At 46.5% G+C, this 21,230-nt stretch carries 19 protein-coding genes; 10 read left to right on the plus strand and 9 right to left on the minus strand.

The window, feature by feature from the left end; all coding sequences use genetic code 11:
* Positions 1-39: 39 nt before the first annotated feature.
* Complete coding sequence (locus tag FOT42_RS16220) at positions 40-666, plus strand: DUF2306 domain-containing protein (RefSeq protein ID WP_151891568.1); 627 nt, start codon at positions 40-42, stop codon at positions 664-666.
* Here FOT42_RS16220 and FOT42_RS18145 read toward each other — a convergent pair whose 3' ends face one another.
* Both FOT42_RS18145 and FOT42_RS16230 read right to left on the minus strand, forming a co-directional pair.
* A complete protein-coding gene (locus tag FOT42_RS18145) occupies positions 667-1,089 on the minus strand; it encodes a VOC family protein (protein WP_192938422.1) in 423 nt (140 codons plus the stop codon).
* 32 nt (positions 1,090-1,121) lie between these two features.
* The gene (locus FOT42_RS16230) at positions 1,122-1,961 is read right to left on the minus strand and encodes an alpha/beta fold hydrolase (protein WP_151891570.1); all 840 of its coding nucleotides are present in this window, start codon (positions 1,959-1,961) and stop codon (positions 1,122-1,124) included.
* A gap of 98 nt (positions 1,962-2,059) precedes the next feature.
* On the opposite strand from FOT42_RS16230, the gene FOT42_RS16235 reads away from it, so the two are divergent.
* Positions 2,060-2,482 (plus strand): winged helix-turn-helix transcriptional regulator, encoded by a 423-nt coding sequence (locus FOT42_RS16235; protein ID WP_151891571.1) that lies wholly within the window; start codon positions 2,060-2,062, stop codon positions 2,480-2,482.
* Positions 2,483-2,500: 18 nt separating this feature from the next.
* On the opposite strand, the gene FOT42_RS16240 is transcribed toward FOT42_RS16235, so the two are convergent.
* Entirely contained in the window at positions 2,501-3,049 is a 549-nt protein-coding gene (locus tag FOT42_RS16240) for a hypothetical protein (RefSeq protein ID WP_151891572.1), read from the minus strand.
* Between the two features lie 5 nt (positions 3,050-3,054).
* Entirely contained in the window at positions 3,055-4,563 is a 1,509-nt protein-coding gene (locus FOT42_RS16245; protein WP_151891573.1) for a helicase HerA-like domain-containing protein, read from the minus strand.
* 56 nt (positions 4,564-4,619) lie between these two features.
* On the opposite strand from FOT42_RS16245, the gene FOT42_RS16250 reads away from it, so the two are divergent.
* The 3 genes from FOT42_RS16250 (at position 4,620) to FOT42_RS16260 (ending at position 8,383) form a co-directional block, all read left to right on the plus strand.
* Entirely contained in the window at positions 4,620-5,072 is a 453-nt protein-coding gene (locus FOT42_RS16250; RefSeq protein ID WP_151891574.1) for a RidA family protein, read from the plus strand.
* A 126-nt stretch (positions 5,073-5,198) separates the two neighbouring features.
* Positions 5,199-7,703 carry a T9SS type B sorting domain-containing protein gene (locus FOT42_RS16255; RefSeq protein WP_226789926.1) on the plus strand — a complete coding sequence of 835 codons (2,505 nt, stop codon included), beginning with the start codon at positions 5,199-5,201 and terminating at the stop codon, positions 7,701-7,703.
* Between the two features lie 47 nt (positions 7,704-7,750).
* Entirely contained in the window at positions 7,751-8,383 is a 633-nt protein-coding gene (locus FOT42_RS16260) for a 7-carboxy-7-deazaguanine synthase QueE (protein WP_151891576.1), read from the plus strand.
* A gap of 10 nt (positions 8,384-8,393) precedes the next feature.
* Here the strand turns inward: FOT42_RS16260 and FOT42_RS16265 are convergent, their stop codons facing one another.
* Both FOT42_RS16265 and FOT42_RS16270 read right to left on the minus strand, forming a co-directional pair.
* The gene (locus FOT42_RS16265; RefSeq protein ID WP_151891577.1) at positions 8,394-9,221 is read right to left on the minus strand and encodes a hypothetical protein; all 828 of its coding nucleotides are present in this window, start codon (positions 9,219-9,221) and stop codon (positions 8,394-8,396) included.
* Between the two features lie 41 nt (positions 9,222-9,262).
* Positions 9,263-9,973, minus strand: a complete 711-nt coding sequence (locus FOT42_RS16270) for a class I SAM-dependent methyltransferase (protein ID WP_151891578.1) — start codon at positions 9,971-9,973, stop codon at positions 9,263-9,265.
* 74 nt (positions 9,974-10,047) lie between these two features.
* On the opposite strand from FOT42_RS16270, the gene FOT42_RS16275 reads away from it, so the two are divergent.
* Complete coding sequence (locus FOT42_RS16275) at positions 10,048-10,542, plus strand: YkgJ family cysteine cluster protein (RefSeq protein ID WP_151891579.1); 495 nt, start codon at positions 10,048-10,050, stop codon at positions 10,540-10,542.
* A 21-nt stretch (positions 10,543-10,563) separates the two neighbouring features.
* Positions 10,564-11,400 (plus strand): sterol desaturase family protein, encoded by an 837-nt coding sequence (locus tag FOT42_RS16280; protein ID WP_151891580.1) that lies wholly within the window; start codon positions 10,564-10,566, stop codon positions 11,398-11,400.
* Here FOT42_RS16280 and FOT42_RS16285 read toward each other — a convergent pair.
* Positions 11,391-12,617 carry an exo-beta-N-acetylmuramidase NamZ family protein gene (locus tag FOT42_RS16285; protein ID WP_151891581.1) on the minus strand — a complete coding sequence of 409 codons (1,227 nt, stop codon included), beginning with the start codon at positions 12,615-12,617 and terminating at the stop codon, positions 11,391-11,393. The two genes, FOT42_RS16280 and FOT42_RS16285, sit on opposite strands and share 10 nt — an antisense overlap.
* Positions 12,618-12,620: 3 nt before the next feature.
* Between FOT42_RS16285 and FOT42_RS16290 the strand changes: the two genes are divergently transcribed.
* Both FOT42_RS16290 and FOT42_RS16295 read left to right on the plus strand, forming a co-directional pair.
* A complete protein-coding gene (locus tag FOT42_RS16290) occupies positions 12,621-13,862 on the plus strand; it encodes an ABC transporter permease (protein WP_151891582.1) in 1,242 nt (413 codons plus the stop codon).
* Between the two features lie 32 nt (positions 13,863-13,894).
* Positions 13,895-14,671 (plus strand): aldose epimerase family protein, encoded by a 777-nt coding sequence (locus FOT42_RS16295; protein ID WP_151891583.1) that lies wholly within the window; start codon positions 13,895-13,897, stop codon positions 14,669-14,671.
* Between the two features lie 10 nt (positions 14,672-14,681).
* Here the strand turns inward: FOT42_RS16295 and FOT42_RS16300 are convergent, their stop codons facing one another.
* Together FOT42_RS16300 and FOT42_RS16305 are read right to left on the minus strand one after the other, a co-directional pair.
* A complete protein-coding gene (locus FOT42_RS16300) occupies positions 14,682-16,052 on the minus strand; it encodes an exonuclease domain-containing protein (RefSeq protein ID WP_151891584.1) in 1,371 nt (456 codons plus the stop codon).
* 65 nt (positions 16,053-16,117) lie between these two features.
* Positions 16,118-17,905 carry an ABC transporter ATP-binding protein gene (locus FOT42_RS16305; RefSeq protein ID WP_151891585.1) on the minus strand — a complete coding sequence of 596 codons (1,788 nt, stop codon included), beginning with the start codon at positions 17,903-17,905 and terminating at the stop codon, positions 16,118-16,120.
* Between the two features lie 397 nt (positions 17,906-18,302).
* Here FOT42_RS16305 and FOT42_RS16310 point away from each other — a divergent pair, with 397 nt between their 5' ends.
* Positions 18,303-21,227, plus strand: coding sequence for a SusC/RagA family TonB-linked outer membrane protein (locus FOT42_RS16310; RefSeq protein ID WP_226789927.1), 2,925 nt, complete (start codon positions 18,303-18,305; stop codon positions 21,225-21,227).
* Positions 21,228-21,230: the final 3 nt, after the last annotated feature.

Consider the following 21,230-nt stretch of genomic DNA (forward strand, 5'->3'; position numbering starts at 1 on the left):
AAATAATCGATAACTTACCTACCTATAAATCATAACGTTATGCCTGGATCCGTCAGGAACAAAACAGCTTGGGCCGTATTTGCCATTTTGGCCATAGGGATAGGGCTCTACCCGTTGATGTACTTCTTTTCGGCAGAAGAATTTGGCCTTTTGCAAGGGAAATCCAAGGACATATCGGCCAATATAATCTGGAGAATCGGCTTTTTCGGGCATATAGTATTTGGTGGGTTGGCCCTTTTGACGGGCTGGTCCCAATTCAGCAAAAAGCTCAGGACCAAAAAACTGGATCTCCATAGAAACTTGGGAAAAATCTATGTCCTATCCGCTTTGGTGAGTGGAATTTGTGGCGTGTACATTGGGTTTTATGCTTCGGGGGGACTTGTCCCTTCCTTAGGGTTTATCAGTTTGGGAATCGTTTGGCTGTTCACGACCATCAGAGCGTATGCAGCCATACGAAAAAAAGATGTATCCCTTCATCAAGGCATGATGATTTATAGCTATGCAGCCTGTTTTGCAGCGGTCACCCTTCGTATTTGGTTGCCTTTGCTAACGATTATTTTAGGGGAATTTCTGTTGGCCTATAAAATTGTGGCCTGGCTCTGTTGGGTGCCCAATATCATATTTGCCCATTTTTGGGTACGTAGAAAGGGGCTCACGCTGGCCTGATCATTTGGCAAACAATTGCCCCATATCCTTAAAGGCCTTGAATTCCAGTGCATTTCCCGCAGGGTCCAAAAAGAACATGGTGGCCTGCTCCCCAACTTCCCCTTTGAACCTAATGTAGGGCTCAATGACAAAGGCAATGCCCTTACTTTCCAGTTTTTTGGAAAAGGATTGGAACACATCCCATGGCAAGACCACGCCATAGTGTGGAACGGGCACATTTTTCCCATCTACGGGATTGGTGTGGAGTTCCTCTTCGGATTTTGGTTTGTAGTGGATGACGAGTTGGTGCCCAAACAAGTTGAAATCTACCCAATGGTCACTGCTCCGGCCTTCCTCACATTCAAGGATTTCCCTATAAAAAGTCCTGCACTCATCCAGATTGTGCACAGGAATGGCCACGTGAAAAGGAGTTACGTTCTGCATGGAAAATTTTTCTGAAAAGTAGGACAACTTTTTCAGGCTTCCAAAAAAGAGATGATCTGATCGTTCACATCATCTTGGTGCATGGAGTGTCCCAATCCTTCCGTGCTCACCAAGGAACTTCCCTTCCAATTGGCGTTCACTTGAACAGAGGCATGGTAGGGTGTAATCGCATCCAATCGATCATGGAAAAGCAAGCCCTTTTTGTCGATGGACTTCGCAAAACTTGAAGTGGAAAATTCACGGATCCTAAAACCGAACCGGTCCATCACATAATTGTCCAAGTGGCCCATCACCCGGTTGTTGAACCTCAATAGGGTCTGGAAATGATCCATGATCTCTTGAAACTCCGAAGGGGAGCCAATGGTGACCATTTTTTCCACATTGGGACAAGGATTTTTATATTGGTTGTACATAATGGTCATCCCCCCCACCGAGTGGCCGATGAGGTGTTTTGGGCCATACTTTTTGACCATATGGTCCACTGCCTCCTCATATAGGGGCACATACAAATATTTTCCCGAAGAATGGCCATGGGAAGGGGCGTCAAAGGCAATGATATTGAAATCGGCCGCCTGAAGTTTTTTGATGAGGTTGCGCCAACGGAAGGTATTGCTCTCCCAACCATGGACCAGAAGAACGGTTTCCTTGCTTCCTGGCCAATGATACACCTGCAAGTGATGGTCGGCCACATTTTCTACTTTTAGCTTTGCCTTTTCAAGATATTCGGCCTGTTGTGGCAGCACCCGACCCTTCCTTACCGTGCAGAACAGATGGAACGCATGGTTGGCCGCTTTTTTTGGGGCGATCAATGAATAGGTATTGTAGTATTGGCCGTAGGCCAACGGCATTATCTTGTTGAGCAGTTTTTTCATTCAGGTTTCTTTTTGTAACTTACTCTGTATTTGATACTAAAAGTACAGATTCATTTTTGAACAAAAAAGAAGTCACTGTTGCAAAACTAGGTATGGGAATGGAAACTGTTGTTGAAAATCAGAAAGTTAGGACTATTAAAAAATTGGAAAAAATGTTCGGCCACATCGATTACAGAAACCCGCCCGAACTTTGTCCGGTAAGGGATGTGATGTCCGTGGCATCGGACCAGTGGAGCATTTTGATACTTCTTTGGCTGGGGTATTTTTCCGTACTCCGGTTCAATAAGCTCAAAAAATATGTGTATGGCATTTCCAATAAGGTGCTGAGCCAACGCCTAAAAGTGCTCGAGGCCGATGGCTATATTGAGCGAAAGGCCTACCCCGAAGTGCCCATCAGGGTCGAGTACAACCTTACCGAATTTGGCCGCTTGTATGTGGATAAACTCTTGGACCTGGCCGAATGGATGCACGACAACAGCCCCAAAGTTATGGCCAATCGAAAGAGATATGGATTGGAATAAATAGCCCAAGGCCGGAGTTTATTCCCAGCCGACCATAAGATACTTGATCTTGGCATCCTCAGGGATCTGCACCGCTTCAATGGTGGAAGTGGTAAACCTGAGTTCTGAGGGCAGTTCCTGTTTATCTATGGTGAAATATAGGTTGCTTCCCTTTGGGAAAATCACGATGCTGTTCAAAGTGGTCACTATTTTCTTGAACTTGTACATTTTTTCAATGTCTTTGAACGTGCTTTGGAGCCCGATACCGTTTTCGGAAACATAGCGAGGATCTAAGATCCGAATGTTTTCAATGGTCGGGATGCTGTCCGAGCTGGGCGTCAGGGTCAGAAGATGCTTACCTCCTTTTTCAAATACCTCTATTTTCTTGTTGGAGTCACCCAGTTTTATGGCCGTAGTGTCCTGAACAATGGAATCATGGGCAAAAACCGATTCCAACTCACTTACTTTGGTGGTTTGCAACAGCGGTCCCACACTGTTTTCGGTGATTAAAAATGTGGTATCTTTTTGACAGGATTGAATCGATGCCATGCCTAGCATCAGCACCAGTATTTTAGTAGTTCTTTTCATAAAAATTATCGCATCATTTTTTTTAGCACGCCCATTACACCCCTGATAAAGGTGGCACTGGTCAATACTTTGACCACAGGGTTCATTCGGGCACTCCTTCTAGTGGATGAAGACCTGCTGGTGGGGCGTTGTTCTTTTTCTTTTTCTGCCTCTTTTTCGGCTTTTTCAATTTTTTCATTGAGGATTTCATAGGCACTTTCGCGGTCTATTTCCTCATTGTATTTTTTGATCAATTTGGATTGTTCCAGTACATTTTTGAGCTCATCATCGGTCAAGATATCCATTCGGCTCATGGGGGCCCGCATTAGGGTCGCGGCCAGCGGTGTGGGCCTGCCCTTTTCGTCCAATACAGAAACAAGAGCTTCTCCGGTCCCGAGCGAGGTGAGTACCTCTGAGGTGTCATAGAACTCGGTAATGGGATAGTTCTGTGCCGTCAGTTTGATGGCTTTTCGGTCCTTGGCAGTGAAGGCGCGGAGCGCATGCTGTACCTTCAATCCCAATTGGGCCAATACGTCATCGGGAACGTCGGTTGGGTTCTGTGTCACAAAATAGAGCCCTATTCCTTTGGAACGGATCAGTTTTACGATACTTTCAATTTGGTCCAAAAGTGCCTTGGATGCGTTGTCGAATATAAGATGGGCCTCGTCTATGAAGAGCACCAGTTCGGGCCTGTCACTGTCCCCTTGTTCTGGAAAGGTGGAATAAATCTCGGCCAATAGGCTCAACATGAATGTGGAGAACAGTTTGGGACGATCCTGAATGTCCGTCAATCGGATAATGTTGATGTATCCTCTTCCTTTTTCGTCAATTCGGACCAAATCGTCCACCTCAAAGGACTTTTCGCCAAAGAAAAGGTCTGCCCCTTGCTGCTCCAGTTCAATGATCTTTCTCAAGATGGTACCTGTGGAACTGGTGGAGATGCGCCCATAGGACGATTGGAATTCGTCCTTGCCCTCTTCGGTCGCATATTGCAGCACCTTTTTAAAATCTTTCAGATCCAGTAGCGGTAGTTTGTGGTCATCACAATATTTGAACACCACGGCAACTATGCCTTCTTGGGTCTCTGAAAGGTCAAGGATCCTGGACAACAGCACGGGTCCAAATTCTGAAACCGTGGCCCTCAAGCGGACGCCTCCTTGTTCGGAAAGGGACAAAATCTCCACAGGAAAACTTTTGGGTTCAAAGGGAATCCCGATTTTCTGGTGACGTTCATCAATTTTAGGATGTCCCGGGCCAGGCTGGGCAATGCCGCTAAGATCACCCTTGAGGTCCATAAGCAATACGGGAATGCCTTTGTCCGATAGGTTTTCGGCCAACACCTGAAGGGTCTTGGTCTTTCCCGTACCCGTGGCCCCGGCAATGAGGCCGTGTCGGTTAAGGGTTTTCAGGGGAACATTTATCAAGGCATTGGTGATGGCCTCGCCATCCAGCATGCCAGCACCAAGGGTAATGTAATCCCCTTTCATGGCATAGCCTTGTTCTATCTCTGCAAAGAATTTTTCTTTGTTGCCCATGCTGTTCAATTTCCGATAAAAATAGGGTAATTTTAAGCAAAACTGAAAGTGAGATCATGAAAGCTTTTCAACATACACTACTGGTTGTTTTAGTCAGTGGGTTATTGGCCACTGCCCATGCCCAGGAAAATACCGAGGTCATTTTTCACAAATCCCACGAACCCAAAAAGCAGGACGCTCCCTTCAGTGATGTGGTACAGGCGGGAAACCTGTTCTTTTTGGCTGGGCAGATCGGGATGGACCATACCACGCGCACAGTGGTCGAAGGTGGGATACAGGCCGAAACGGAACAGACCATCAAAAACATTGAGGCGGTATTGGCACAACATGGATTGGGACTGAAAAATGTGGTGAAGTGTACCGTGATCTTGGCCAACATGGATGATTTTGCGGCTTTCAACGAAGTCTATGCCAAACATTTCACGAACAAACCTGCCAGGACCACTTTTGCTGCAAGTGGTATTGCCGCCAATGGAAAAATTGAGATCGATGTTATTGCGGTAAAGTGATTCTTAGGGGTGCATGGTCGAAGATATGGAGCAATTGACTGGTAAAATTGGAACCTTTGTCTTACTTTGTCAATTTCATAGCAGAAGGTGAGGTCCATGCAAGGAATACCGTTTTTTAAGATCAGTATGCAAAAAGTAAGGTTGTTCGGCATCATTGCTTTCTTGTTCCCATTACTCTCTTTTGTTCAAGCACAGAACAATGTGGCCCCGGAAGTAACTGCGACCGGTGATCAGGTCTATTGTCCGGAAACTTCTATCCCAATAGCCACTTCTTTCAATATAGTTGACCCGGACGACACTGAAATAGATGCATTCTACATTCAAATTTCCACGGGCTATGAGAGAGGGTATGATCAATTGCAGCTGACGAACAATCATCCATTGGTGACTACGGCATGGGATGCCCAAGAAGGAAAACTTACCGTAAGGGGACCCTCTGGAGGGACAGTTTCCTATTCCGATTTGATAGCAGCTGTGCAAGACATCGTTTTTGTGAGCACTGCCGAAGCTCCTGTGGAAGAAAAATATTTTTCGCTCACTATTGGGAGTGCCAACTATTTGCCGGAAACGGAGCATTACTATGAGTATGTGCCCGCACTGGGCATACGATGGGACGATGCCAGGACTGCTGCAGGGAACAGGACTTTTTTTGGTTTACAGGGGTATTTGGCCACCATAACCTCGGATGCAGAGGCCCAACTTACTGGGGAGCAAGCTGCAGGTACAGGATGGATCGGAGGATCTGATGAGCAGACAGAAGGAGTCTGGAGGTGGATGACAGGTCCTGAGCAAGGGCAGATTTTCTGGAACGGGGCCTATAGCGGGAGCAGTCCAAACTTTGCTTTTTGGAACACCATGGAGCCCAATAATTTGGGAGATGAGGATTATGCCCATATCACAGCTCCTGGGGTTGGCATAACAGGTTCTTGGAACGATTTGGCCATTACCGGGGACACTATGGGGGATTTTCAGCCCAAGGGGTATATTGTGGAATATGGGGGACTTCCGGGTGACCCAACCCTGACACTTTCGGCCAGTACCAAAATAAGCACGCCCAAAATACTGGAAGTTACATCAGGCACTATTTGCGGACCGGGAGAAGTGATTTTGCAGGCCGAAGCGAGCATGGGTGATATTTTGTGGTTCGATGTGGAAGATGGAGGGGTTCCCTTGGCAACGGGCACTACATTCCAGACCCCGTGGTTGACCCAAAGCACCACTTTTTATGCCTTGGCTTCCTACAATGGATGCCTGACAGGGGAACGGGTGGCCGTGGAGGCGATTGTGAAACAAAGACCGTCCATCAATGATGGCTTTACCATCACCAATTGTGATTCTGATGGAGTGCTCGATGGCTTCATGGATTTCGACCTTACCCAATATGTGTATCTCATCGGGCCGGACCACGTCAATTTGGACATCACATTCCATTTGTCCGAAAGTGATGCCGAAAACAATGTGAACCCACAGACCGCTACACTTTTCAACAATAGCACGGCTAATGAACTTTATTTTAGGGCCGAAGGTTCCGGGGAGTATTGCCATTCGGTGGGCAGGTTGTTTTTGGATGTGACAACGACCTCACTGCCCCAGGACTATCAGTTTGAACTGGAATCCTGCGATCAGGGTATGGCAGATGGCATAACTTCATTCGATTTGGAGGAAGCGGCCGGGGCCATTCTTTCGCAGTTTCCCAATGGTCAAGATCTATCCATTTCCTTTTACCAAAATGAGGACGATGCCTATTTGAATCGAAACAAAATTGTCGCAACCAATACCCATTCCAATACAACACCTTATTCCGAACTGGTCTATGTCCGTGTGGAAGATGAACAGTCGGGAACTTGCTATGGGGTAGGGCAGCATTTGTTGTTGACGGTCCACCCAATCCCATCCTTTGAGGTGGAAGAAAACCATATTTTCTGTACGGGAGGTAGTGTAACGGTGCAACCCTTCGGCGCGGATGGGGATTATCAATACGAATGGTATGATGCCAATGGTCAACCCATAGGAAATGCCGATTTCAATACCATTTCGCAACAAGGCTCCTATAGTATAGTGGCCATCTCGGAGCATGGATGTGCATCGGAACCTATGTTATTTCAAGTCCATGAATCGGGACCTCCCAACTTGTTGCCCCAATATGTGCGCGTCGAGGATGATGGGGAAACGGGGACCATAACCGTTTTGCACCAAGATGGGCAATTGGGTCTGGGATCCTATGTGTTTTCATTGGATGGTCCGTTTGGTGACATGCAGCAGGAAGGTGTTTTTACCGATTTGGAACCCGGACTTTATACCCTCTATGCTATGGATGTGAATGGCTGTGGTTCGGATATGATCCGAGTTGGGGTCACGGGCGTCCCAAAATTCTTTACCCCGAATAATGACAATGTCAATGATCGGTTGAACGTTTTGGGGGTCACGGAGGAATTTTATCAGAGTGGGGCATTTTACATTTATGACCGCTACGGAAAGTTGCTTGCTCAAAGAGACCCGATGGTCGAAGGTTGGAATGGGTTATATGATGGAAAACCTTTACCACCTTCCGATTATTGGTACGTTATGGAACTGCTGGATGTTCATGGAGCGGTACATCATAAGCAAGGACATTTCACCTTAAAGCAATAATGGACAAGTTGCATCATATTGCAATTTCTTAGCATTATCTTTGCACCATGATGGAAGAAAACGTGATGGAATTGGTGGACAAGGGGCTGATGCTTCCCTTGATGGAAGAATTTTATACCATCCAAGGAGAAGGGTTCCACAAGGGAACGGCCGCCTATTTTATTCGGGTGGGCGGTTGCGATGTGGGTTGCCATTGGTGCGATGTCAAGGAAAGCTGGAATGCGGAGACCCATCCACCCACGGCTATTGACAGTATTATTGCCAATGCAAAAAAATATTCAGATACCATTGTCATAACAGGTGGTGAACCCTTGACCTGGGATATGGCACCTTTGACCCAAGGCCTCAAGAAAGAAGGGATGAAAACCCATATCGAGACTTCGGGTGCCTACCCGCTGACGGGAGTTTGGGATTGGATCTGTCTTTCTCCCAAAAAGAACAAATTGCCCGTGGGGGATATCGCCAAAAAAGCGGATGAACTCAAAGTGATCGTGTACAACAAGCACGATTTCATATTCGCGGAAGAACAGGCGGCCGAAGTGGGTGAAAACTGTATTCTCTATCTACAACCGGAATGGAGTGTTCGCGATAAGATGGTTCCCTTGATCGTGGACTACGTTATGAAAAACCCCAAGTGGAAGGTTTCATTGCAGACCCATAAGTATTTGAACATTCCTTAATACCAAGAACTCAACGCCCTCCATTGTTCTGAAGATCCAAAAGACATTCGGCATCCAATTGGGGCACGGTGGTCAGTCCTTTGGAAACATTGCTTTGCATGGCTTTCATCATGGGACCTCCAAACTGGAGCTCGGCTCGCATCAAACAGCCTTCCACGTTGCAGTGGTTGTTGCCGGTTTCCACATCATTTTCACCAATTTCTGTATCCTCATGTTCAGGATGGACAGGGTCAGTGCCCAAATCCACAAGGCCCAATAGGTGTCCAAATTCATGGTTGAGTGTTGCTGCTTCCAGGTCAGCAACGGAAATGACCGCACTTCTGCTAGCCAAGTCCCGCACTGTAGATTCGTAGATGATCATGGATGTATTGCGATAAACTGCACCCAAAGTAACCAGATTTTCACTTTCGTCATCACTATCGGCGGGGGCATCGGCAAAATAAATGTAAATGGCCAGGGTGCTGCCATCATTATAAGCTGTCCTGTTGTCCCTTTCCAATTCGGCCACCTCATTCAGGGTAAGGGTTTCCTCGTTGGGAGAAGAAAGCGGGGTATATTTGAATTCCACCTCTTCCTTAAAGGTCCTAGCCTTAATAAATTCCTCCAGGGTGTCAATGCCATCTACTGTGGGCTGAAAACCTGATACATAGGCAATTTCAATGAGTAGCTTGTCAAAGGTGTTGTTCGATAAAATATCATTTGCAGATGCCCCCGTAGTCAACAAATTGGCCGATTTATCGACACTCGTCGACGAACCAGAGGGATTTTCTGCATCCTTGGAACAGCCCATAAACACGAGAAGGGCAAGGAAAGGGTAAAGGATAATTTTCTTTTTCATCATCTTCAATATGAAATAAAAACGTTGCGCAATGGAATCTATTATGGGTTTACGGTAAGTTTGGCCAAGTAATCATAATGTTCGCCCTCCATAACAAGCTCACAATTTAGATGGTTTGCCGAACAAGCATTCTGCAAGGTATTGAAATCCACATAGACCCAGTCAAAAGGCTCACTTTTCAATCCCTTGTATTCCATGGTAAAGTTCACTTCGCCATAATACCCACCATTGTCAGGAATCCAGTACCCACCATCTTCATCTTGATCGAACATATAGATGATGTCGCTACTGTCCAATAGGATTTGTCCATTGGGCCGCAATAATGAGGCCAAATGCAGCAAAAAAACATCTAATCGATTTAAAGTTCCTGCCAATCCTATGCCGTTCATCAGCAAAAGGAGGGTATCGAATTTATCATTGCTATACTCCGAGATGGGACTTTTTACGGTGTTGGCTATGCCACGTTCCCTGCACACAGAGATACATCCCTCCGAGTTGTCCAGAGCGGTAACGTCAAGACCTTTTTGTTGAAGATAAAGGGCATGGCTTCCCGAACCAGCACCAACGTCCAGTACCTTTCCACGGGCCATTTGCAGGGCCATTTGCTCCATTTTGGGCATCTCGTCAAAATCGCGGAACAGATAGGGTATGGGAATGATATCCTCTTCATCCAAAGAGGAATAGGTTTTTATGTCCTCGGTATATTTGCCGTGTTGAAAGTCCATCAACGCCTTGCCAAAAACGTCTGCCATGGGTCGGAATAGTTTCTGCAAAGGTCTGACTTTAATTGCTTGGAAAGGTTTAAAATGGATAAGTTTGTGCTGTTATGGACGAATTTTTGGAAGAAATGCCGCAAAGGGCCAAGGAAAAGCATGCGGAAAACAAGAAGTTTTTTGCGAAGCTGAAAAAAAAGCCGCCCAAGGACCTTGACTACATGATGCAGGAACTGCATGATGATGAGTTCCAGCGCACGGACTGCCTCACCTGTGCCAACTGCTGCAAAACCACGGGTCCGCTGTTCACCAATGCCGATATTGAACGCATCGCGAAACATTTCCGGATGAAACCTTCCCAGTTCATAGATCGGTATTTGAGGATCGACGAAGAGAACGACCATGTGCTCCAAGAGGTTCCCTGCACTTTTTTAGGTGCCGATAATTATTGTTCCATTTATGAGGTAAGGCCAAAGGCCTGTCGCGAATTTCCACACACCGACCGTAAAAAGTTCCAACAGATCAGTAATCTCACGTTGAAGAACGTTGCCATATGCCCCGCAGCTTTTAACATTGTGGAAGCGATGAAAAAAAGCATAAAAATTTGACGATTTTTTATATTTGGGGATATGGAGCAGATCATATCCTATTTTGAGACCATCCCATCCTTGCACCGAAGCTTGATTTTGGTGGGTGGCATCACTCTTTTCTGGGTTTTGGAAGGAATCGTGCCCTTGTTCAATGTGCCCTATAAAAAATGGAGGCATTCCGTTCCCAATTTCTTTTTCACCCTGACCACCATCATCGTAAACTTTCCGTTGGCGTTTCTCTTGCTGAAATCCTCGGATTGGGCCGTGGAAAACCAGTTTGGGATCATCAATTGGTTGCCGGAAATGCCCTTGTGGCTCTACGTGCTCTTGGGGGTAATGCTCTTGGATTTGATCGGCGCCTACACGGCACATTGGGTGGAGCATAAGGTAAAGCCGCTTTGGATGGTCCATTTGGTGCACCACTCCGACCATAATGTGGATACGACCACGGCCAACAGGCACCATCCGCTGGAAAGCTTGATCCGATATATTTTTACATTAATAGGTGTTTTGATCGTGGGTGCACCCATCGGCATCATCATGCTCTACCAGAGTCTTTCCGTGGTGTTCTCGCAATTCAACCATGCCAATATCCGTTTGCCCAAAAAGGTGGACAATGCCATCAGTTGGTTTGTGGTGAGCCCGGACATGCACAAAGTGCACCACCATTACCAGTTGCCCTACACAGATTCCAATTATGGCAATATTTTCTCCATCTGGGACCGACTTTTCGGGACCTACATGACCTTGGACGTAAAGGACATTGTCTATGGCGTGGATACATTCCCGGACGAAAAAGAGAACAGCAGCATCAAAGGACTTTTAAAACAGCCATTTCATAAATACCGGAGACCGACTACCGAAAATCAATTATAGATCAAATACTTCTCCCTGATTTTTTTGAATTTTTCCAGGTCATCTTGCCAAGTGGCCTTGATTTCTTCGTTGGTCATGCCCTGTTCAATTTGTTTTTGGAGTAGGGGAGTTCCAGCATGTTTGGTAAATCCATCCGTTAAAAAGAATTTGGATTTATCCATGGTGTTTTCATACGCATCAATGATCCATTCCATGGTCACTTCGTTCATTCGTGGTGTTTGGGAAAGATCCTTGCCATAACAGACCTTGCCTTGCTCTTTCGGGCTTTTGGAACCGAAGTTGGGTTCTGGCACATATTTGAAATCATACTGGGTACTGTCCATGAAGGAAGCTCCATAACGCTGGAACTGAAACTCGGTGCCGCGACCCGCGTTCACGTTGGTGCCTTCAAAAAGCCCCAAACTGGGATAAAGGGTAATGGAAACATCATTGGGCAGATTGGGCGAAGGCCGAATGGGCAAATGGTACTCGGAGGCATGTGTATAATTCTCCAAATGAACCACGGTAAGGTCGGCCTTTAGGCCGTTTTCCAACCATCCTTCCCCATTGAGCATCTGAGCATATTCGCCCATCGTCATACCATACACCAAAGGTATTGGGTTCAGACCAAGATAGCCTGCGTGTTCTTTCATCATGGTGGGGCCATCCACGTAATGTCCGTTCGGGTTGGGCCGGTCCAGCACAATAATAGGGGTTCCGTTTTCCGCACAGGCTTCCATCACCAATTGCAATGTGGCAATATAGGTATAGAACCGTACGCCCACATCCTGAATGTCAAATACCACCACATCCAATTCTTCCAATTGCGCTTTGGAGGGCTTTCGGTTTTTTCCGTACAATGAAACAATGGGAAGACCTGTTTGTGAATCCACACCATCCTTTACATGCTCCCCTGCATCGGCCGTGCCCCGAAAACCATGTTCGGGCGCAAAAACCTGTTTTACATCAATTTGGTGCGAAAGCAGGGAATCCACCAAGTGGGTATGCCCATTTCCATGGAACACAACGCTGGTGGGGTTGGCCACCACACCGACTTTTTTCCCTTGGAGCATGGGGAGATAAATCTCTGTCCGATTCGCTGCGACTTTTATTTCAGGAAGGGGTTCCGTTTTTGATGGGTTTGCAGAAACCTCATCCTGTTTTTGTTGGCCCTTGCAGGAGGAAAGCATCAAAAACAACAATAAAACTGTACTTTTGAATTTAGATAAAATGGGCATTCGTTGAATTTAGAATTGTTTATTGCCAAGCGCCTGATCACAGGGAAGGAGCATAAAATTAGTATTTCCGCCCCGATAATAAAAATTGCCATAGCGGCGATTGCCATCGGCGTGGTGATGATGCTCATTGCCATTGCCACTGGTGTTGGGCTCAAACAAAAAATCAGGGAGAAAATCGCGGCCTTCAACGGGCATATCCAAGTTTCCAACTACGACAACAACAGTTCAGAGGTTTCGGTCTCACCCATCTCCATCCATCAGGATTTTTATCCCACATTCAAAAATGTGGATGGGGTACGCCATGTCCAAGCAGTGGCCACCAAAGGTGGGATCATTCGCACGGAAGATACTTTTGAAGGAATGTTGGCCAAGGGAGTGGGCACAGATTATGATTGGACTGCCTTTAAGGATTTTCTCGTGGAGGGTAGGTTGCCAGATTATTCCGGGAAGCTGAACGATGAGGTTTTGATCTCCAGACGAATGGCCAATCGTTTGCAATTGGGAGTGGGGGATACCTTTTTTTCCTTTTTTCTGAAAGATGATGATGCTTCGCAAATACCCAACAACCGACGGTTCAAGATTGTGGGGGTCTATGACAGTGGCTTTGAGGAGTTCGATGCCACCTATGTCTTTGTGGATATCCGTCACATCCAGCGAATGAACAAGTGGGAAGAGGACCAAATCGGTAATTTTGAGGTTTTCTTGGATGATTTTGACCAACTGGAGGAAAAGAGCAATGAAATCTACGGCAAAACGGTTTCGAGCTTGGACACCCAGAACATCCAAACGAAGTACTATCGGATTTTTGAATGGTTGGGCCTTTTTGACTTCAACATTGCCCTCATCATCGGGATCATGATCATAGTGGGGGGGATCAACATGATCACGGCCCTTTTGGTCTTGATCTTGGAACGCACCCAAATGATTGGGATTTTGAAAGCTTTGGGATCTGCCAATTGGAGCATTAGAAAAGTGTTCCTTTACAATGCGGCCTATTTGATCGCCATCGGACTTTTCTGGGGCAATGCAATAGGGTTGGGGTTCATTTTTCTTCAGGACAAGTATCGCATGTTCAAGTTTCCCAATCCAGAAGAATATTACATCGAATATATCCCCGTGAGCATTGATCTGCCGACCATTTTGCTACTGAATGTTGGGGTGATGCTCCTTTGTCTATTGATGCTCTTGGTGCCATCCTACATCATCACCAAGATAACTCCGGTGAAGGCCATACAGTTTGAGTAGTATTTGAAATCTAGATTGATCTATACCATACCATGACACAACTTAAGAACAATACATATACTGTGGGAATCGATGCAGGCGAACTGGTGAGTTTTGTGGTCGAGGGGCATGAGTTCATCCACCAAAAGGGAAGTCCGGGTTGGGGGAGTTCCGATACGGAGATGTTCCCCATCATCGGCCCAGTGAACGAGGCCAATTTCAGGGTGAAGACACCCAAAGGGGAGCCAGTGCAGGATCAACATGGATTATTGCGCCAAATGCCATACGGATTAGAATCGCAAACCGAAACTTCGGCAGTTTTTGCAAAGCGATACCATGCGGGCACGACCGTAAACAATTCCAAATACCCCGATAAATCCACTGAACCCCAATTGGTGTGGCCCTACGATTTTGTTTTTGAAAAATCCTTTCAGTTGAAGGATGACGGGCTGGAAATTACCTTCAAGATCACGGGCGAAAAGGGAATGCCCTTCATGTTGGGGTACCATCCCGCTTTTAAGCTGCATTCCAGTTCCCCAAAGATCGTGGCCAAGGACAGGGAAATTTCCCTGGATGAGGTTTTGGCCGTTGGGAACAGGGCACTAAAAGTGCCCGATTGCACTTCCATCACCCTAAAGGATAGCAAGCAGATCACCATAGAGACGGAAGGCTTTGGAAACTTCATGTGCTGGACAGAGGTAAAAAATATGGTCTGCATCGAGCCGATTTCGTTTTATCCTTATGATGTGGAACAATCCCACCTGCACGAAGGCTTTCTGCATTTGGACGGAACAGCAACATTTAAGGTCAGCTTGAAACCAGGGGCTTAGCAAAACTATTTTAAGGGATCAAAACGTTGGTCTTGGCGTGTTTCAACAAATAGGTGGCCAAAATGCTGTCCGTTTCCACCGTATTCTTTTGTGGGGTGATGAATGCCTCGATATCATCAAATGAATTGATCTCCACATCACTGTCAATAAAGCCATAGCCTCTATATATTCCCTCAGAGATGAGCACTACGGCATTTTCAGTTTCATCCCTGCCCTTTTCCTTGATGATCTTCACTTCAGAGGCCAACATCCTCATGTGGTCAATGGCTTCCTGTACTTTTTCGTTGTAGGATGCCACGGCTTCCTCGCCTCTGCAGATGCCTTCACAGGTATTGATCTGGTGATGGGAACAGGCGGCGTTCGTCTGCTGCAAATGGCAATACTTGGGACAAAGCGCAAAATTTTTGCACAATTCTTCCAAATAAGCCCTGCAATCGGTCTGGTTGTAGAAAATCTTTAGCGGGTTGGGAACACCTTTGATGGTGTTGTAGGCCAAGTGCACAATACCGTTCCTGTCCTCGTAGGCAAAAATCGCATATTGACGAACCGTGCGTTTTTGGGCGCGGTTGTAGGGCGGAAAAAGCCGTTTGATTTCGGCGGATTCCATCAACAGGGCGACCAGTTCGTTGCCAGAAAGTTTAAAGTCGATATCGGCCGTTTCACTGCACATCTGGGTTTCCTTCACGCTTTTGTCATAAAAGTGTCCGAGCACCCTTTTTTTCAGGTTGATGGCCTTTCCGACGTAAATGATCTTGCCTTCTTGGTTCTTGAAATAATAGATGCCCGGTTTTGGGGGAATCTTTTCAAAAACGGATTTGGGCAGGTGGGGTGGGAGGGTGGACTCTTGGCTCCGGGCGTTCAAAAATTGCTTGAAGACACTTTCGGAAGTTGGAAAGGCCATCAATTTTTGAAAGAGCAGTACGGTGGCATGGGCATCGCCCCGGGCCCTGTGCCGGTCCACCAACGGAATCTGGATGGCAGAGCACAGTTTTCCCAAGCTGTAGGATTGCAATCCGGGGATGAGCTTTCGGGACAATCGGACGGTACACAGTTTTTTTCTTGTAAAATCGACCCCGATCTGCCTGAACTCCTCCTTGATCACCCCATAGTCAAAATTTACGGAGTGGGCTACAAAGACACAGCTTTCCGTCATGTCCAGAACGTTGTTTGCTATTTCGGAAAAAGTGGGTGCATCCTGTACCATTTGGTCATCGATACCCGTGAGGCCGGTAATAAAATGCGGAATGTGGCATTGAGGGTTCACCAAGGAAGTGAACTCGTCCACAACCTGGTTTCCATTGTGTTTGAAAATGGAGATTTCGGTGATCTTGTTGCCTTTGATACCGTTCCCCGTGGTCTCTATGTCGATGATGGTGTACAAAACGATGATTCCTAATCGACCCTGAAATTAGATATAAAGTAAACAGTTACCAAACGGATGGGCCATTACTGTTGATCGTTCAAGGTGTCAGAGATTTTGTCGAGGTTGAGACTGCTGGCCATGGCACTGAAAATCTCGTGGTATTTGCCGTTCTGGGCATAGAGCTGCTCATGGGTACCCTGTTCCATTACCCGGCCCTTGTCCATTACGACCACGTTTTCCGCATCAATGATCTGGGAGATGCTGTGCGAGATAATAATCACCGTGCGGTCTTTTTTGATGGCGTCCAGACTGTTCTTGATCTCTTGGGTGGCAATGGCGTCCAAACTGGCCGTGGGCTCATCCAAAAAGATGATGGGAGGATTTTTTAGGAACATTCGGGCTATGGAAATGCGTTGCTGCTGTCCGCCCGAAAGTAGGTTGGCCTCGGAGTCATACCCTTTGGGCAATTCCATGACCTGATCGTGGATATGTGCCTTTTTTGCAGCCAAGAACACTTCGTCATCGGTGGCATTGGGTTTTCCGTACAGGATGTTCTCCTTGATGCTGCCATGGAAAATATGGTTTCTTTGTAGCACCAATCCGATATTGTTCCTGAGCCAATTCGTGTCATACTCCATTAAATCTACATTGTCCAAGAGGATTTTTCCCGACTGGGGTTGATAGAATTTGTCCAACAGGTTCACCACGGTACTTTTTCCGGCCCCGCTGAGTCCCACCAGGGCAGTGATGGTATTGGCAGGAATGGTCATGGAAACATTGTGCAGTGCCTTGGTGCCATTGGGATACGTGAAATCGACATTTTTCAGTTCGATGTTGCCCTTCAGTTCCGAGGGGATGTAGCTCCCCGAAGTCTCCTTTTCGTCATCGGCTTCCATGATCTCGAAGAACGATTCGGAGTAGATGAGCGCATCGTTGATCTCGTCATAGATTCGGTGCAGTTGTCGGATGGGGCTGGTGACATTGCCAAACAGCATGATGTGGAACATAATGGCACCGATGCTCATGGTGCCGTTCAATACAAAAAAAGCGGTGAGAATAATGACTACGACGACCCCGACCTGCTCCAGCATGGATTTGATGCTGTCGAACATGAAACTGGTGTGCCTGGTCTTCATTTGGTTCTCGGTCATGTCAAACTGGATCTTTTCATGTTTGTCCGCCTCAAGCGGCTCACGTGTAAAGGATTTGATGACCGTTATGGAATTGATGATGCTGATGATGGCATTGCTCTTGGTTTCCCTATAGTTGCGAAGGGAACGGCGGAAACCGCTCAACCTTTTGGCCTGTAGGTTGCTCACATAAAAGTAGATGGGGATGATACTGAGGCTCACCAGTCCCACCCAAACATTGGCATTGAACATGGCAATGAGTGCGAGCAATGCATTGGCAAAAAGAGGGAGAATGTCTATAAAAAAATTCCTGACCAATCGGGTAAGGCTGGAGATGCCCATGTCTATCCTGGTCTGCAGCTTGCCACTTTCATTGTTGGAAGCCGTGTAGAAGGCCATGCGATAAGATAGGATCTTATCGACCACCAATTGCGCAAAGTCCCTTGAAATAAAAATACGCAGTTTTTCACCATAAAATTTTTGACCGAACTGTATAGCTGCATAGATGAGTTCCTTGGCAATAAGTATTATACTGATAATAAGCAGGAGACGCGCCCCTTGTTGCATGGGGTCGGGGTTTTGGGTGATGACGGTGAGTTCGTCCACTGTGTAGCGCAAGATGTAGGCATTCACCTGTGCCATCACCGAGCCTATGAGTGTCAGGCACAATGTAGCGATCAATAACCACTTATAGGGTTTTATGAAGGGAAGGATCTTTTTGAATAGGGAGAGGATGCTCATTGGTCAAAGTTAGCTCATTCCGCCAGTAAATGTTCCATCAACCTTGGAATGATAGGTGGATAATTGAATTTTTGCGGCACTATAAAAAGTGTAAAAAATATACTTGTAACTCAGTTTTTGATAGAATTTTTTGGCTAAATCCCCAAAAAACACCTTAAAAGATCAATATAGTATCAAAACAGGATAATATTTCCACTAATCTTCAATTTCATAAAGTTACATTTACAAGTGTAAAAACAACGCTTATTAATTTTTGATGAATTTTGAAAATTAAGAACGGTGTTTTTCGTACGAGGAATTAACTAAACAAACTAAAAATGTATTTATGAAATTGGCTAGCTTTTTATTCAAAGAATGTCAGGGAACAAATCGTTTCAAAAAACTGGTTTTGTTTGCCATGTTCGGCCTTTTTGCGGTACATGCCGGATTCTCCCAACAGAGGGTTTCCGGTACTGTTACTGATGAGCAGGGAATCCCCATTGCAGGGGCGGCGGTTATGCAAAAGAACACCAGCAATGGTACCGTCACGGACTTTGATGGGAACTTTGAGATCACCACTACGGAATCCAATGCGGTGTTGGTGTTTTCCTATTTGGGCTTTGTGGCCCAGGAGATTCCCGTTCGGGGAGCCACTATAAATGTGATGCTGAAAGAGGATCTTCAGCAACTTTCGGAAGTGGTGGTAATCGGTTATGGAACCCAAAAACGTGCCGACGTGACCAGTTCGGTGGCCACGGTAAAGGCAGAGGATTTTGTGCAGGGCAACGTTAGGGATGCGGCACAACTGATCCAAGGTAAGGTGGCGGGTCTGTCCGTTTCGGCACCTTCAGGGGACCCGACAGAAGGTACGCAGATCAGTTTGAGGGGTATATCGACTTTATCATCTGGAGGATCCAATCCCTTGGTGTTGGTGGATGGCGTTCCGGGCAGCTTGAACACAGTTGCGCCTGAGGATATCGAATCCATCGATGTCCTAAAGGATGGTTCCGCCACTGCAATCTATGGTACAAGGGGAACCAATGGGGTGATCATCATTACGACCAAAAAAGGAACCAATGACATGAAATCCACCATTGAATACAATGGTTATGCTTCCTTGGCCACCATTGCGGATAGGATGGACTTTTTGAACGCGTCCGAGCTCAGGGAAAAATTCAATGAGGGCTACACGTTTACCGGTGCCAACCTACAGGATTTTGGAGACGATACGGATTGGGTGGATGCAATCACCAGGGATGCCTTCAGCCAAGTACACAACATTATCTTCAGGGGGGGCAATTCCACTTCGAACATGACCGCCTCTATCAACTATAGGGATATTGAAGGAATCTTTCTGAAATCCAACAATGAAAAATATACAGGCAGGATCAATGTGAACCATGCCATGTTCGACAACAAATTGAAGACCAATGTTGGTGTCATCTTGAGTGAGCAGGTATACAATGCATTGGGTGATGGGGATAGCTTCAACCCCTACATTTACCGTCAGGCCATTATCCATAACCCAACGGAGCCCATCCGTAACGAGGACGGGAGCTGGTTTGAAAGGGCCGTATATTTCTATGACAACCCGGTTTCCTATATTGAGGAAACCTTTGGGGAGAACCGATACCGAACCAGTAGGATAGATTTATCCATGAGCTATGATTTTGGGGACCATCTTACCGTAAAAGGTCTGTATACCCGAAAAGGGGAGACCAATATCAGGGGCTTCTACCAGACCAAGAACCACGTGTCCACCACTGAAAATGGACAAGGGGGATTCGCCTCAAGGGGTACGGATAATTACGTAGGGAACTATGGTCAGTTCACCGTGGATTACGACAACAGTTTTGGTGCCCACAAGGTAACGGCACTGGTGGGGTATAACTACGAGGACAACATGAACGAAGGTTTCTGGGCCACCAACCGTAGGTTTCCCACCGATGGATTCACCTATAATAACCTGGGCAGTGGACAAGGCCTCCAGCTTGGAGAAGGTGGTATGGGCAGTTACAAGAATGCGGATAAGTTGATTGCGTTCTTCTCCAGGGTCACCTATAATTATGATGACCGCTATCTTTTGATGGCCAGTATGCGCCGTGAAGGGTCCACCCGTTTTGGTGAGGATTACAAATGGGGTAATTTCCCCGGTATTTCTTTGGGATGGCGTATTGACCAAGAGTCCTTTGCAGATAATTGGGATTGGTTGTCCAACTTGAAACTACGGACAGGATTTGGTGTGACCGGTACCAATGCAGGGGCCAGATACCAGTCGTTGAGCGGCCTTACCTATGGGGACTATTTCTTGAACAATGGCGAATGGGTAAGACAGTTGGTGCCTTCCCGTAATGCCAACCCCAATTTGCGTTGGGAAAAGAAAGAGGAATTTAACGTCGGTCTGGATTTTGGGATTTTGGATGGACGCATCAATGGTTCCGTGGACTATTATAATAGGACAACCAAGGATGCATTGTTCAACTATAGCGTTCCCACTCCCCCTTATTTTTATGGCAGCATTGCGGCCAACGTCGCACAGATCAAGAACTCCGGTCTGGAATTCCTGGTGAACGTGACCCCGTTCCAAACTGAGAATTTCCAATGGACGGCCAACTTGACCTATTCCACCAATTCCAATGAGATTGTTTCCCTATCCAATGATGAATTCCAATTGACCAACGATTTCTTCGATCAAGGATATACGGGAGAGCCCATTCAGATTGCGACCCACAGGGTCCAGGAAGGGCAGCCCATCGGTAATTTCTTCGGATTGAAGAGTGTGGACATCACGGATGATGGGATATGGATCATTGAGAGGCCGGATGGCACAAGGGTGCCTGCCACAGAGGCCACCAACGATGACCGTCAGGTGTTGGGCAATGGACTCCCCAAGGCATACTATAGCTGGAACAACACCATGAAATACAAGAACTGGGACCTTATGTTCAACCTGAGAGGGGCATTGGATTACCAGATCTTGAATTTCTCCCGTATGTTCTATGAGAACCCGACCATAGGTTACAACACCTTGGATTCTGCCTACGATTTGGTCTATGGCAAGGCGGTTCTCCAGGACGTACAGCGTTTTGTGAGCCATTATGTGGAAGATGGTGACTTTTTGAAGATTGACAACGTTACGTTAGGGTACACCCTTCCCAAGGATGCGGTCAAGTTTGCCCAGACCTTCCGCATTTATGCCTCTGGCCTGAACTTGGCGACCTTTTCAAAATATAAGGGAATCGACCCAGAAGTAAACCGGGATGGATTGGCGCCTGGCAATGATGAAAGGGATAAATATCCCACCATTAGGACATTTACACTGGGTATCAACTTCACATTTTAAAAC

The organism is Flagellimonas hadalis (assembly GCF_007785775.2).
Taxonomy (GTDB): domain Bacteria; phylum Bacteroidota; class Bacteroidia; order Flavobacteriales; family Flavobacteriaceae; genus Flagellimonas; species Flagellimonas hadalis.